The sequence below is a fragment of the Streptomyces sp. NPDC088745 genome (genome assembly GCF_044751045.1).
In the GTDB taxonomy this organism is placed as follows: domain Bacteria; phylum Actinomycetota; class Actinomycetes; order Streptomycetales; family Streptomycetaceae; genus Streptomyces; species Streptomyces cremeus.
In genome coordinates this window covers 64296-77896 of record NZ_JBIVLB010000012.1, presented here as the reverse complement: position 1 = coordinate 77896, position 13601 = coordinate 64296, and the positions used below count along the sequence as shown (strand labels likewise).

The 13601-nt window shown below is 73.4% G+C and carries 13 protein-coding genes; 9 read left to right on the top strand and 4 right to left on the bottom strand.

Features of this window, described 5'->3' with window-relative positions; translation table 11 throughout:
• Nucleotides 1-78: 78 nt before the first annotated feature.
• Nucleotides 79-210: a SapB/AmfS family lanthipeptide gene (locus ACIP93_RS27325; protein WP_345219372.1), complete on the bottom strand. Its 132-nt coding sequence runs from the start codon at nucleotides 208-210 to the stop codon at nucleotides 79-81.
• A gap of 11 nt (nucleotides 211-221) precedes the next feature.
• On the bottom strand, nucleotides 222-2831 hold the full coding sequence (gene lanKC, locus ACIP93_RS27320) for a class III lanthionine synthetase LanKC (protein WP_401762561.1): 2610 nt from the start codon (nucleotides 2829-2831) through the stop codon (nucleotides 222-224).
• A 255-nt stretch (nucleotides 2832-3086) separates the two neighbouring features.
• Here lanKC and ACIP93_RS27315 point away from each other — a divergent pair, with 255 nt between their 5' ends.
• The 6 genes from ACIP93_RS27315 to ACIP93_RS27290 are packed head-to-tail and all read left to right on the top strand — an operon-like array spanning nucleotide 3087 to nucleotide 9540.
• Nucleotides 3087-3935, top strand: a complete 849-nt coding sequence (locus ACIP93_RS27315; RefSeq protein WP_345219835.1) for an STAS domain-containing protein — start codon at nucleotides 3087-3089, stop codon at nucleotides 3933-3935.
• The gene (locus ACIP93_RS27310; RefSeq protein WP_345219374.1) at nucleotides 3932-4309 is read left to right on the top strand and encodes an STAS domain-containing protein; all 378 of its coding nucleotides are present in this window, start codon (nucleotides 3932-3934) and stop codon (nucleotides 4307-4309) included. The genes ACIP93_RS27315 and ACIP93_RS27310 overlap by 4 nt, the downstream gene beginning before the upstream one ends.
• Nucleotides 4306-4728, top strand: coding sequence for an anti-sigma regulatory factor (locus tag ACIP93_RS27305; protein WP_401762558.1), 423 nt, complete (start codon nucleotides 4306-4308; stop codon nucleotides 4726-4728). The genes ACIP93_RS27310 and ACIP93_RS27305 overlap by 4 nt, the downstream gene beginning before the upstream one ends.
• Nucleotides 4725-5807: an ATP-binding SpoIIE family protein phosphatase gene (locus ACIP93_RS27300; RefSeq protein WP_401762556.1), complete on the top strand. Its 1083-nt coding sequence runs from the start codon at nucleotides 4725-4727 to the stop codon at nucleotides 5805-5807. Before ACIP93_RS27305 ends, ACIP93_RS27300 begins: the two co-directional genes overlap by 4 nt.
• The gene (locus ACIP93_RS27295) at nucleotides 5804-7771 is read left to right on the top strand and encodes an ATP-binding protein (RefSeq protein ID WP_401762553.1); all 1968 of its coding nucleotides are present in this window, start codon (nucleotides 5804-5806) and stop codon (nucleotides 7769-7771) included. The genes ACIP93_RS27300 and ACIP93_RS27295 overlap by 4 nt, the downstream gene beginning before the upstream one ends.
• A complete protein-coding gene (locus ACIP93_RS27290) occupies nucleotides 7768-9540 on the top strand; it encodes a SpoIIE family protein phosphatase (protein ID WP_401762550.1) in 1773 nt (590 codons plus the stop codon). The genes ACIP93_RS27295 and ACIP93_RS27290 overlap by 4 nt, the downstream gene beginning before the upstream one ends.
• 6 nt (nucleotides 9541-9546) lie before the next feature.
• On the opposite strand, the gene ACIP93_RS27285 is transcribed toward ACIP93_RS27290, so the two are convergent.
• Nucleotides 9547-10257 (bottom strand): MerR family transcriptional regulator, encoded by a 711-nt coding sequence (locus ACIP93_RS27285; protein WP_401762548.1) that lies wholly within the window; start codon nucleotides 10255-10257, stop codon nucleotides 9547-9549.
• 72 nt (nucleotides 10258-10329) lie between these two features.
• Here ACIP93_RS27285 and ACIP93_RS27280 point away from each other — a divergent pair, with 72 nt between their 5' ends.
• Both ACIP93_RS27280 and ACIP93_RS27275 read left to right on the top strand, forming a co-directional pair.
• The gene (locus ACIP93_RS27280; RefSeq protein WP_401762976.1) at nucleotides 10330-10821 is read left to right on the top strand and encodes a DUF6194 family protein; all 492 of its coding nucleotides are present in this window, start codon (nucleotides 10330-10332) and stop codon (nucleotides 10819-10821) included.
• Between the two features lie 207 nt (nucleotides 10822-11028).
• Nucleotides 11029-12282, top strand: a complete 1254-nt coding sequence (locus ACIP93_RS27275; protein ID WP_345219380.1) for an LCP family protein — start codon at nucleotides 11029-11031, stop codon at nucleotides 12280-12282.
• Here ACIP93_RS27275 and thpR read toward each other — a convergent pair.
• On the bottom strand, nucleotides 12269-12886 hold the full coding sequence (gene thpR / locus ACIP93_RS27270) for an RNA 2',3'-cyclic phosphodiesterase (RefSeq protein ID WP_401762546.1): 618 nt from the start codon (nucleotides 12884-12886) through the stop codon (nucleotides 12269-12271). The genes ACIP93_RS27275 and thpR overlap by 14 nt on opposite strands.
• 42 nt (nucleotides 12887-12928) lie before the next feature.
• On the opposite strand from thpR, the gene ACIP93_RS27265 reads away from it, so the two are divergent.
• Nucleotides 12929-13267 carry a thioredoxin domain-containing protein gene (locus ACIP93_RS27265; protein WP_345219382.1) on the top strand — a complete coding sequence of 113 codons (339 nt, stop codon included), beginning with the start codon at nucleotides 12929-12931 and terminating at the stop codon, nucleotides 13265-13267.
• Nucleotides 13268-13601: the final 334 nt, after the last annotated feature.

The following is a 13601-nucleotide window of genomic DNA, read 5'->3' as shown; positions in this document are numbered from 1 at the left end:
CGCGCCCGAGCGGCCCTCGGGCCACGGACAACGGTCGGGCCGGGAGGACCGTGCACGGTCCCCCCGGCCGTCACCCCGCTAGTTGCAGGTGGTCACGCTGAGGCTGCTGTCACCACAGAGAAGCAGGCTCGCGCGGCTGCCGGTGAGCTCCGTGTCACCGATCGCCTCGTCCTTCGGGGTCTCCATGGACTGGAGGTCAAGAATGCTCATGACTGTTCCTCTCACTGGGGACGGTGTTCTTCTGGTACGGCCCCGGAAGGGGCCGGCTCTGGGGCCGCCGGAAGCGGCGGCAGGAAGGGCAGCCGCGCCGCGAGCGAGCCGGACGGCTCCTCGCACGCGGCGGCCAGGGCGAGCAGGCAGCCGGCGGCGCCGGTGGCCAGGTCCATGGACAGGCGCATCATCTGCTCGCCGGGGAAGGCCAGCCGGCCCTGGTGCGGCACGGCGTGCCAGGCCAGCGCGTCGATCTGGCGGCGCACGTCGGCGGGGTCCGTGCCGGGCCCGGGGGCCGAGGTGCGGCTGAGGTACAGCACCATCCCCGCCGCACCCCGGAACAGTCCCGGCTGGGCGTAGAAGGTGGCCTGCGCGGCGGCGACGATGTCCCGGCGCGCCCGCTCGAAGTCCGCGTCGGCGCGGTGCGCGAGGTAGTCGTCGAGCACCATGCCGATGCCGACGCTCCCCGCCCCGAGGTACGGCATCGTCCGCCACCCCTCGCTCACCTGGAGCGTTCCGCCCGCGCTGCGCACGCAGCGGGCCAGGTCCCGGCGCAGTGCCCCGGCCGCGAGGTCCAGGAGCCCCGGGTCGCCGGAACGCTCGTACAGGCGCAGGAAGAGCAGCGCGCCGCCGGTCGCCCCGTGCAGCAGCCCGGCCCGCGCGGGTTCCCGGTGCGGCCGCGCCGCCAGGTCGGCGCAGCGCAGCGCGGCGTCGGTCAGGGCGCGTTCACCGGTGGCGGCGCCGAGCGCGTCCAGGGCCAGGCCCAGGCCCGCGAGCCCGCCGTACAGGTCGGGGGCGAGGGCCTCCCAGGGCTGGGCGAGGGCCAGTTCGGCGAGTTCCAGGGCGCGGGCCCGGTGGCCGAGGTGCTCCAGGGTCCAGGCGATGCCGGCCAGGCCGTCGTAGAAGCCGAGCGGGGTGCCGGACGCGGGTTCCTTCGTACGGGCGAGGAGCCACTCCTCACCGGGCTCGAAGCGTCCGGCGCCGCTCGCGTGGAGGGCGTAGAGGATGCCGGCGGTTCCGTTCGCGACGTTCTGCCCGCCGCCCGAGACCGCGAACTGGGCGATGTCGCCGGGGAAGCAGCGGTCCTCGCGGCCGGGGGTCGCGCAGGCCCGTATCGCCCCGGCGAGGGAGTCGCGGCTGTGCGGCCAGTCGCCGGGCCGGACGGGGAGGTAGGGATGTGCGGGGACGAGGGCGGGACCGTCGGGTCTGCGACATATCTCGTCGACCGCCTCCCGCAAGTAGTCCTTCGGCACCGGGAACTGACGAGCCGTTATCTCGGCCAGGTGGGCGGCTTTGGTGCGGTCCAGGGCCAGCAGGCTGGTCAGCGGTATGAACAGGGCGAGGCGCAGACAGGCCAGCGCGTACCGGTCGACGTCGACGCCGCGCCGGTCGGCGGGCGCCACGAAGGCCGGGTTGGCGACGGTCTGGCGGCGGTTCTCGGCGGCGGGGGCCGCGGCCTCGAAGTCCAGGAGGACGACCTTCGACTCGTCCTCGGAGAGCATGATGTTGAACAGGTGCAGATCGTTGAAGACCACCCCGCGGGCGTGCACGGCGGCCACCGCGTCCGTCACCAGGCCGTGCACGCGCAGCGCCCACGCGGTGTACTCGGCGAGCCGTTCCGGCGTCGGGTCCGCCTCGATCAGCGGGTGGCGGCGCGCGAAGAAGGAGTTCAGCGGCTTGCCCTCGACGAACTCCATGACCAGGAAGCGGTGTCCGCCGAGCTCGAAGCCGTCCAGCACCTCCGGGGTGCAGTCGAGCCCCGACAGCCGCTCCAGCGCGTCCTGTTCGCGCTCCAGCCGGGCCACCGCGTCCGCGCCGTCGGCGGCGAGGCCGGCGTGCGGCCTGCCTTCTTTCAGGACGACCTTCGCGCCGGTCCTGGTGTCCGTGCCGACGTACACCCCGCCGCCGTTGGAGAAGTGCAGGGCCGTCTCGATGCGGTACGGCATGTCCGCGACGGTCGCCGCGGCGCGCGCCGCCAGGTGCGGGAGCAGCCAGGCGGGCGGCTCGATCCACTCCGGCATCCGGAAGGCGGGCCCGCGCACGTCGGGCACCAGGACGCCGTCGGCGTTCTCCAGGGCCGGCCGCAGCTCGCCCCGCTCGTCGTAGCAGTCCCGGCGGGTGAAGCTGCCGTACCGCAGGTGGACGGGCCCCTGGTTCCAGCGCAGGTCACTGAGGACGTACGGGCCCTGCTCCCCGGCGAGCAGGGCGTCCAGGTCCGCGGCGATCCGCGCGCACTGGTCGTCGTCGGCGGGGTAGACCGTGATGAACTTGCCGCTGGCGCCCCGGTCCGCGTACTTGGCGTTGCGGGTGTGCAGCAGGTAGCGGCTCGGTACGAACTTGAAGGCGATGAGGCGCGGAACGCAGTACTCCGTCACCCGCTCCAGAACCGACTCGGCGTTGCCGAGGGTGGCGGAGACGTGGATCTTCCAGCCCTGCGCGGGCAGCCGGGCCGCCACCGGCCGCAGCGCCAGCCAGTCGCCGGTGCTGTGCCGCTGCCAACCCTCCGGAACGGGCGCGGTGGCCGCCGGGTACAGTGCCCCCCGGTCGTCGTGTGCCATCCGGTGCGGAGCGTCGTAGAAGGTCCGGTCCGCATCGCAGAACACGGCGTAGCCCTTGTTCACGCGCCCTCCTTCGCCGTCGGTCCCGCTGACGGTTGGAACGGTGTCACGGGGCGGCGGCGGCCGGACAGTCACCGCTGTCACGCTCCACCCGTGCGGAACACACGGGTAACGGGCGGTAACCGGGCCGGGGACGTGCCGCTGTGCGCGCCCCCCTCCCGCGAAAGCGAGAAGGACATACGCGACCATGACGTACTGTCGACAAGAGTTGTGAAAATCTGATGTGGGGCGGGTGCAACGGGCGTGACGACCGAATACGTGACCAATGACGAGGACGCCATCGGGCTGGTGGGCCTGCTGGAGTCCCGGCGCGACGAGTTCGTGCAGGGCTGGGTCCGCTCCGTCAGCGGCACCCTGCGCGGCCGCCTGAGCGCCGCCGAGGCGGCCCAGGAGCTCAGCGAGATCTACAGCGCCCTCATCGGCGCCCTCAAGCAGGGCGGACTGAGCGGCCGGGCCGAGCACTTCAGCGAGGTCCGCAGCCTGCTGGTCGAGCTCTCCCGCAACCGGGCCCGCCAGGGCTTCACGCCCACCGAGACCGCCGTGTGCGTGTTCTCGCTGAAGCAGGTGCTGGAGGAGGCGCTCATCGCGTCCCCGGAGGGCGCCCGCGCGTACCTCCAGCTCGCCCGGCTGCTGGACGACCTGGGCCTGTTCACCGTCGAGGAGCACTCCAAGACCCGTGAGGAGATCATCTCCTCGCAGGCCGAGCAGCTCCTCGAACTGTCCACGCCCGTCGTCAAGCTGTGGGACGGCATCCTCGGCGTGCCGCTCGTCGGCACGCTGGACTCCGCCCGTACCCAGGTCGTGATGGAGAAGCTCCTCCAGGGGCTGCTGGACTCCAACTCCACGCACGCCATCATCGACATCACCGGGGTGCCCGCCGTCGACACCCAGGTCGCCCAGCACCTGCTGAAGACCGTCGTCGCCGCCCGCATGATGGGCGCGCAGTGCATCATCTCCGGCATCCGCCCGCAGATCGCGCAGACCATCGTGGCCCTCGGCATCGAGTTCGGCGACATCGCGACCAAGGCGACGCTCGCGGCCGCCCTGCACGACGCGCTCGCCGAGATCGACGGGGCCGCGACGCTCCGCAAGGAAGGCCTGCTGTGACCGACCGCGTGCCGGTCCTCAAGATCGGCCAGATCCTGCTGGTGTCGATCCAGACCGACCTGGAGGACCAGATGGTCCTCGACCTCCAGGAAGACCTCTCCCAGCGCATCGTCGACACCAACGCCGAAGGCGTCGTCATCGACATCACCGCGCTGGAGATCGTCGACTCCTTCGTCGGCCGGATGCTCGCCACCATCGCCGCGATCTCCCGGGTGCTGGGCTCCGAGACCGTCGTCGTCGGCATGCGCCCGGCCGTCGCCATGACCCTGGTGGAGCTCGGCCTCTCGCTGCCCGGTGTGCGCACCGCGCTCACCCTCGAAAGGGGAATGGAGCAGATCAAGCGTCTGAACCAGAACCCCACGGCCATCAGGTGAAGGAGTACGACGTCGACGCCGGCCAGGTGGAGACGATCCTGATCACCACCAGCGGAGACGTGGTCAAGGCCCGTCAGGCCGTCCGCACCCAGGCGCAGCGCACCGGGCTCTCCCTGGTCAACCAGACCAAACTGGTCACCGCGGCGAGCGAGTTGGGGCGCAACACCCTGCTGTACGGAGGCGGCGGCCGGGCCCGCATCGCCGTCGTCGCCCAGGGCGGCAGGAAGGGCGTGTGGGCACGCTTCGAGGACGAGGGCCCCGGAATCGCGGACATGGATCTCGCGCTCACCGACGGCTGGACCTCCGGCAACGGCATGGGACTCGGGCTCAGCGGCGCCCGCCGGCTCGTGGACGAGTTCGAGATCGAGTCCGCGGCCGGCCGGGGCACCACCGTCAGCGTCGTGAAGTGGGCACGGTGAACGCTCCCCTGCTCTCCGCGGCGGAGGACGTCGTCTGGCTCCGGGCGGGCGAGGCGCTGGCCGCGTCCGCCCGCCGGGAGGCCGGGGCGCTCGCCCACCGGCTGGGGATGAGCGCCGACCGGGTCGCCCGGATCGAGCTGGCCGCCACCGAGGCCGCCACCAACCTGCTGCGGCACGCCGACGACGGCTCGCTGATCCTGCGGGTCAGCCGGGCCGCCGACGGCGCGGCCCTGGAGATCCTGGCCCTCGACATCGGCCCCGGCATCCCCGACATCGACGCCGCCCTGCGCGACGGACACTCCGGGGGCGGCACGCTCGGCATCGGGCTCGGGGCCATATCGCGGCTCTCCGACGACTTCGACGTGCACTCCCTGGACGGGCGCGGCACCCTCGTCCTGGCCCGCTTCTGGGCGCCGGCGGCCGCGGGCGACCTCGGCAGCCGGTCGGCCCGCGCCGCCGCCCGGCACGTCGCCGGGCTGACCCGGCCGATCAGCGGCGAGACGGTCTGCGGCGACGCCTGGGCGGCCAGAGCCGACCTGGCCGAGACCCCCGGCCTCTCCGGCGAACGGCCCCCCGGCCGCGTCACGGCCATGATGTGCGACGGCCTCGGGCACGGCCCCCTGGCCGCCCGGGCCAGCGAGCGCGCCCGCCAGGTCTTCCAGAACAGCACCCGCACCGGCCTGCGCGACATCCTCCAGGAGATCCACCTGGCGCTGCGCGGCACCCGGGGCGCGGCCGTCTGCCTGGTCTCCGCCGACTTCGCCGCCCGGCGGGTCGAGGCGTGCGGAGCGGGCAACGTCAGCGCGTTCGTCGTCGACGGGCAGCGGCGCACCGCGCTGATCTCGCTGCCCGGCATCGTGGGCAGCCACCTGCCCTCGCTGCGCGTCTTCGACGCCCCGCTGCCGCCGGGCGCCACCGTCGTCGTGCACTCCGACGGCCTCAAGGACCGCTGGGCGCCCGGTGACTTCCCGGGCCTCTTCACCCGGCAGCCCGTCATGATCGCCGGCCAGATCCTCGGCCAGGCAGGAGTTCGGCGCGACGACGCGGGCATCGTGGTGATCACCACCCCCGCGTCATGAGCGGCGGCCCCCACCGTCCGGACCCCGGGCACGACCTGCTGGAGGTCGTGCTCGGGACCGCGCAGGACGTGTTCCGGCTGCGCCGCACCGGGCAGGCCGCGGCCAAGGCGCTCGGTCTCTCCACTGCGGGCTCGGCCCGGCTGGTCACCGTGCTGAGCGAGATAGGCCAGAGCCTGCTGGGCGCCGACGGCCTCACGGCGGCCCTGCGCGTCGAGCACCCCGGGGCCGCACCGGCCCCGGGCATCGGTCACCCCGGCACCGCGCCGGCCCCGCGCCCCGGCGGCACGACGGACGCGTTGCTCGTCGTACGGTTGCGGTGGCACGGGGACAGGCGGCTGGAGCCCGGGCTCGTGTCGGCGGCGACCCGACTGCTCGACGTGTGCCGTTACGCTCCCGGGGAAGGCCCGGCCCCCGAGGACACCCGGGCCGCGGCCCCGACGGGGCACGGCGGGGCGCCGGCCGGGCAGGGCGGCGCGACCTCCGTCACCCTCGCCCAGCGCCTCCCCGCCACCGACGCCCCCCTCGCCGAGCGTGCCGAGGACGCCCGCGGCGCCCTGCACCGCACCGACGACGTCGACATGGTCGAGGCCCTGCGCACCCAGAACCAGCAGCTCCTGCTCTCCCTGGAGGAGTCCAAGCAGCAGCAGGAGGAACTCCAGCGCCTCAACCAGGAGCTGGAGGAGACCAACAGCGGCGTCGTCGCCCTGTACTCCGAGCTCGCCCAGGAGCTGGAGAAGACCAACAGCGGGGTCGTTGCCCTCTACGCCGAACTGGAGGACAAGACACGGCAGTTGAGGGTCGCCGGCGAGGCCAGCACCCGCTTCTGGGCGAACGTCAGCCACGAGCTGCGCTCCCCGGCCAACTCCGTCATCTCCCTCGCCCGCCTGCTGCTCGACCCCGGCGCCGAACCCCTCTCGGCCGAGCAGAGCCGCCAGGTCTCCCTCATCGCCGCCTCCGGCAGCACTCTGCTCGCCCTGGTGGAGGAACTCCTCGACGTGGCCAAGGCCGAGTCCGGCCGTCTGGACCCCCTCCTGGTCCCCACCGACCTCACCACCCTCCTCCACCAGCTCCACGGCACCCTGCTGGGCACCGCCCGGCCCGGCGTCGTCCTCGCCGTCCCCGCCGTCCCGCCGGGCCTGCACCTGGTCACCGACGAGGTCATGCTCACCCGCGTCCTGCGCAACATCCTCTCCAACGGCCTGAAGTTCACCGATCACGGCGAGGTCCGCCTCACCGTGGACACCGAGGACCGCGACGGCGAGACGTGGTTCCGCTTCACCGTCCGCGACACCGGAGTCGGCATCCCGGCCGACCAGCTGGAGCGGATCTTCGAGGAGTTCTACCAGGTGCGCGGCCCGCACCAGCGCGGCAGGAGCGGCACCGGCCTGGGACTGCCGTACGCCCGCAAACTGACCGAGCTCCTCGGCGGCCGCCTCGCCCTCACCAGCCGTCCGGGCGAGGGCACCGCGGTCACCGTGGAGCTCCCCGCGCAGACGCGGCTCCCCGGACCCGGCCCCGACGCCCCGGCGCCGGCGGGCCTCCTGCTGGACTCTCTGGTCGTCATCGACGACGACCGCGCGTTCCTGACCGCGGTGCGCCCCACCCTGGAGCGGATCGCCCCGTACGTGACCGAGATCAGCGAGATCCACGACGCCGCGTCCGTGCTGGAGACGGTGAAGGCCGCGGCGGCCCAGGCGGTCCTGCTCGACCTGATGATGCCCGTCCTGGACGGCTACCAGGTGCTCCAGCAGCTCGCCGCCGACCCCGAGACCGCCCGCCTGCCGGTCGTCGTCCTCACCGCGTCCGACCCCGCCGACATCGACCGCACCCGGCTCGCACATGCCCGCGCGGTCCTGGGCAAGACGCACCTCACACCGGCCCGCATCACCGCGGCCCTGGCCCGTCGGGCGCCGGCCACCGAAGGCACGCCCCGCTTTCCCGCGCAGGAGACCGACACGGCATGACACATCCCTCCGAAGCCGCCCCCGCACTGGTCCTGGTCGTCGACGACAACCCCACCAACCGCTACGTCGTGAGCACCACGCTGCTGCGCGCCGGGCACCGCGTCCTGGAGGCGGCCGACGGCACCCAGGCGCTCGCCGTGCTCAGCGAGTCCGACCCGCTGCCCGAGGTCGCCATCGTCGACGTACGGCTGCCGGACATGACGGGTTTCGAGGTGTGCGAGCGGATCAAGGCCGACCCGCGGACCACCACCATCCCGGTCATCCACATCTCCGCGTCGGCCATCACGGTCTCCGACCGCACCCAGGGCCTCAACCGGGGCGCGGACGCCTACCTCACCGAGCCCATCGCCCCCGTCGTGATGCTCGCCACCGTCACCGCGACCCTGCGCTACGCCCGCGCCCGCAGCCGCGCCGAGGCCCTCGCCCGCCGCCTGCACCGCCTCAACCAGGCCACCCTGGCCCTCTACAGCGCCCCCGACGCCCGCACCCTCGCCCAGGCGGCGGCCGACAGCGCCGCCGAGCTCCTCGGCACGCCGGCCGCGGTGTCCCTGACGCTGCCCCAGGGCGCGCCGTACACCGCCGCCTCACCGGCCGCCGACGCACCACCGGCCGCCGACGCATCACCAGTCGCCGACACATCGGCGACCACCAGCGCCGCACCGGCCTCCGACGCCTCACCGGTCACGAACGCCCCGCCGCCCCCCGATGCCCCACCGGCCGCCTCCGCCCCGCCGGAAGGCGCGATCCCCCCGCCCGGCCCCGGGCGCATCGCCTCGCACGGGGTGACGGAGCAGTCCGCCTACCGCTCCCTCGCGCCCCCGGCCACCTCGCTCCTCGGGGCCAGGCTGCGCACCCTCGCCCCCGGCCAGTGGCCCGCCGCGCCCGGCGCCCTGGCCGAGCACCCCCTGCTCACGCTCGTCTCGGCCCGCGCCAAACCGGCCCGCCCGCCCGTCCACCTGATCGTTCCCGCCACCGCCATCACCGGGCTCGACGACGAGGAACTCCTCGCCCAGCTCGCCCACGCCTGCACCCTCGCCCTCGAAGCGCTGAACGCCTACAGCGAGGAACACGCCCTCGCGCTCACCCTCCAGCGCGGCTTCCTGCCCGAGTTCCTGCCCGACACCACCCGCGCCGACCTCGCCGTCCGCTACCTCCCGGCCAGCCGGCAGACCGAGATCGGCGGCGACTTCTACGAGGCCCTGGTCTGCCCCACCGGTCTCGTCGTGGCCGTGGGCGACGTGGCCGGGCACTCCCTGGACGCGGCGATGGTGATGGGCCAGGTGCGGCACGCGTTGCGCGCGTACGCGACCGAGGGGCACCCGCCCGATGTCGTACTGCGCCTCCTGGACCGGCTGCTGCGCACCACGCAGCCCGGCGTCACCGTCACCCTGTGCGTGCTGCTCCTGGAGGACGACAGCGACACCGTGCAGGTCGCCAACGCCGGCCATCTGCCGCCCCTGCTGCGCACCCCCGACGGCGAGGCCCGCTTCCTGGAGGAGCACGGGCCGCTGCTCGGGGTCGGCCTGCCGCATCCGCCCGCGCTGCGCGTGGCCGTACCGGCCGGCTCGGAACTGCTCCTGGTCACCGACGGCCTGATCGAGCGCCGCCGCCAGGACATCCGCGAGTCCCTCGCGGCGCTCGCCGCCGCCCACGCCCAGGGCCCGCGCACGCCGGAGGCCCTGTGCGCGTACCTCCTGGAGAGGTTCCCGCCGGACGGCAACGACGACATCGCCCTGATGTCGGTGCACGTCAACGCGCACACGGCATAAGGGGGTTCAGCGGGAGGACTCGATCACGGCGGCCAGGTCCGCGCCCGCGCGCAGCAGGGCCACCGTCCGTGCCGCGATGTCCTCCAGCCGGCGTCCCAGGAGGTACGGGGCCGAGCCCGGCCCGTCGAGCCGCTCCAGCGCGCCCATCACCTCCCGTACGACGGGCACGCCGTACCCGGCGCCGCGCAGGGCGGCCACGATGCGCGCCGCCGCGACCGCCCGCGGCCCGTACTGCCGGGCCCGCAGCGAGGTCACCCGCTCGGGCCGCACGAGCCCCTCGTCCTCCCAGAACCGCAGCGTCGAGGGCCGCACGCGCAGCGCCCCGGCGAGCTCCGTGATGGTCATGGTGACGAGACGGTCGGTTTCATACGTTTCCTCCTCGTCCCGAATGATCCGCAGGGCCTCCTGCGCGCGCAGCGTGTCGGCCCGGTCCCGCGCCAGGGCGGTGTGGACTTCGCCGATCGCGGCAGCGGCCTCGGCGAGGGTGCCGGACCACGCCTCGGTGAGCAGCCGCCGCGCGGCGACGGGACCGGCGGCCACCGCGAGGGCGCGGTAGGCGTGCAGGGCCCGCACGTGCAGCGGCCCGTACCGCCGGTAGCCGTTGGGCGCGCGCACCGCCGGCGGGATGACGCCGAGCCGCTCCAGATTCCGTACCTGCTGCACCGAGTACCCCGACCCGACGGCCACGTCGACCGTCCGCAGACCGTCACCGCTCATCCGAACCCCACACGGGCGAACCCCACACAAGCACTTGAAGCCGACACTCGAACCATGACCGACGACACGAGTATCGATCAGATCCTGGCCACCGTGCGCGCCCTTCCCGGAGCCCTGGTGTTCGAACCGCGCGAGGGCGACGGCACCCCGGAGTTGGCCTGGGGCGACGCGTTCTGCTACTACGCCCCCGACGGGCAGGTGCCCGGCCATGTCCAGCCGTACGCCACGGTCGTCACGAAGGACTACCCGGGCGACACGGCCTCGGCCCTCGACGCCCCCGGCCGCCTGCGGGTCAACGTGCGCGTCGACCGCGCGACCTTCCGCGCCTGCACCGGCGAGGAACCCCGGGCCCTGGCCCTGCCCCGCGACCACACGGCCGTCGACGTCGTGCTGCCGCACCCCGTGTACGGGGAGCTCGGCTGGCTCTGCGTCGTCAACCCGGCCGCCCGCACGACGGACACGCTGACCGAGCTGCTGCGCGCGGCGCACGAAGCGGCCCGCGCCAGGGCGCTGCGGCGGGCCGGAGGACGCGGCGACGGACGAAACGAAGGGGGCGACCGGTGAAACGGACGTGACGAAGGATGAAACAGCAGGTCAGCGCCAGGGCAAACACGCGCAAAGAAAGTTGAAAATCCCGTACAACCTTTCGAGCACCTCGTATGTCTGACCGTGCAGCGCCTGACGGCAGGCGCGGACGAATTGTCGATTTTTCCGACCCTGATTCCGTGATGGCAGGGGGTACGAGGCAAGCGGTGAGGGGCTGACGGTCGTATGGGGAACAGAGGGAAGAGCAGTCGCGGGGCTGCGGGCGGCGGACGCCGGAAGCAGTCCGGCGGCCGGCGCGCGCAGCCGTCGCCCAGTCCCCGCTCGTACGACGAGCCCGCCCCCCGCGACGCGCCGCCGGAGCCCTACCAGGGCCGGGCCGCCGCCCGACGAGCACAGGGCGGCGGTGGCGGCCGGGCCGCGAACCGGCGGGGCAGGCGCAAGCCGGCCGGCCGGTTCCGCAGGCTGAAGTGGGTGCTGGCCGCGCTGGTGGCGCTCGGGGGCACGGGGCTGGCCTGGATCTACTTCAGCCTCGACGGCAATCTCAAGCAGGTCGACATCGACGCCGCCCTCGGCACCAACCGCCCCGCCGAGGTCGACAACGGATCGATGGACATCCTGGTCCTCGGCTCCGACTCGCGCCGCGGCCCCAACGGCGCGTACGGCAAGGACGTGGGCAGTGCCCGCGCCGACATCACCATGGTCGTGCACGTCCACGAGGGCCACGAGAAGGCGAGCGTGGTCTCCATACCCCGCGACACCCTGGTGACCCGCCCGGAGTGCCAGAGCCACAGCGGCAAGCTGCGCCCCGAGGCGGAACGGCAGGTGTTCAACACGGCCTACGAGATCGGCGGGCCGGTGTGCGCGGTGAAGACGGTGGAGCGGCTCGCCAACATCCGCATGGACCACTACCTGGAAGTCGACTTCAGCGGCTTCAAGCAGATCATCGACGAGCTCGGCGGTGTCAGCCTCACCACCACCCGGGCCATCAACGACCCGAAGAGCAAGCTGGAGCTCGCCGCGGGCACCCACCGACTGACCGGCGAGCAGTCCCTCGGCCTGGTCCGCACCCGCAAGACCGTCGGCGACAGCAGCGACCTGGGCCGCATCCAGCTCCAGCAGGCCTTCGTCAAGGCGCTGATGGAGCAGGTCAAGGAGGTCGGGGTGTTCAGCAGTCCCAAGAAGATGTACAACCTGGCCGACACCGCCACCCGCACCGTCACCACCGATTCGGGCCTGGGCTCGGTGCCCTCGCTGCTGTCCTTCGGCAACGCGCTCGGCGGGATCGGCGCGAAGGACATGAAGATGATCACGCTGCCGATCGACTACGACGCCAAGGACGAGTTCCGGGTCGTCCCGCTGAAGGAGCAGTCGGCGACGCTCTGGCAGTCGCTGCGCGAGGACAAGGAGATACCGGACTCGGTCACCAAGGACTCGGCGGGCGACAAGGTGGACGCGGGCAAGGTGGTCAAGAGCGACTGACGGGCCCGGCCGCCGGGCCGGTGAACGGCCAGGACGCGACGTCCCGGTAGCGGATCGGCCCCGGTCCGCGCCCGAAGTTGCTCGCCACCAGGTGCAGCCGGGCCGCCTGCCACGGCCGCCCGGCGAACCCGTCCAGCGACGCGGCGACCGCCGCCACCGACGCCGGGTCGTCCCGCCGGGCCCGCGCCAGCGTGAGGTGCGGCCGCAGCCGGCGCTCCTCGAAGGCGATCCCGCACCCCTTGACCAGCGCCCTGACCTCCCCGGCGAGCCCCTGGAGGGCGTCGGTGTCGCCCTCGACACCGCTCCACAGCACCCGCTCGTCGAAGTGGCCGCCGCCGGTCAGGGCGAAGGACAGCGGGGCCCGGGCCGCCGCCAGCCCGGCGAGCGCCGGACGCAGCAGGTCCACCGCCGCCGCGGGCTGCTCGCCGAGGAAGGCGAGCGTGAGGTGCCAGTCCTCGACGCGGTTCCAGCGCAGCCGGGGGTACGCCGCGTAGGCGGGCCCGAGCGCCCGCGCCAGCTCGTCCTTGGCGGGGTCGGGAGGGGCGAGGGCGACGAAGACGCGGGTGGTGGCGGGGCGGTCGTTCTCAGGGTGCACGGCATCCATGATGGGGGTGCACACGCGTTCGTACGAAAACGAGGAGTACCGGTGGCCAGCAGGATGCACCAGCCGAGGGAGAGCGCCGAGTTCGACTTCGTCCTGTCGAGGGTGGAGGGCCCGGTACTCGCGTACTTCAGCGGGACGTGGCCGAAGGCGGTGCAGGCGTGCAAGGAGATGGACGTGGTGGTGGGGGAGGCGGCGGACGAGTTCGCGGGCCGCCTGACGGTCCTGAAGGCCGACATCACCCGCTGCCCGCTGCCGGTGAAACGGTACGGAGTGACCGGGGCCCCGACTTTGGTCCTGCTCCACGACGCGGAACCCACCGCGACCCTCACGGGCCCCCAGAGCCCCACGACCCTGTCCGCCTTCCTCCACCGCCACCTCTGACCCGCACAGGACGCGCCCCGCCAGGAGCGCGGGGAACCGCGCGAGCAGCCACGACGAAGCCGCACGGCCCACCGCCCCCTTCAGGGGCGCGGGGAACTGTGCGAGCAACCCCCCACGAAGCCGCGCGGCGAGCGCTCTGGGTGAAGGAGCGGGGCAGGGGCACAGAACGGCGGCCCGGGGGCGGAGCCCCCGGCAGGAACAGCAACCAGAACACAGCAGACGAGCGGGTCCACCCCGAACCCCAACTCCCCTCCTCCGCCAAAGGTCTTGACAACCGCATTGGTCTGGACCAGATTGCTGCTCCAACGGTGGCCACCGTATCCCCACCCCCCAC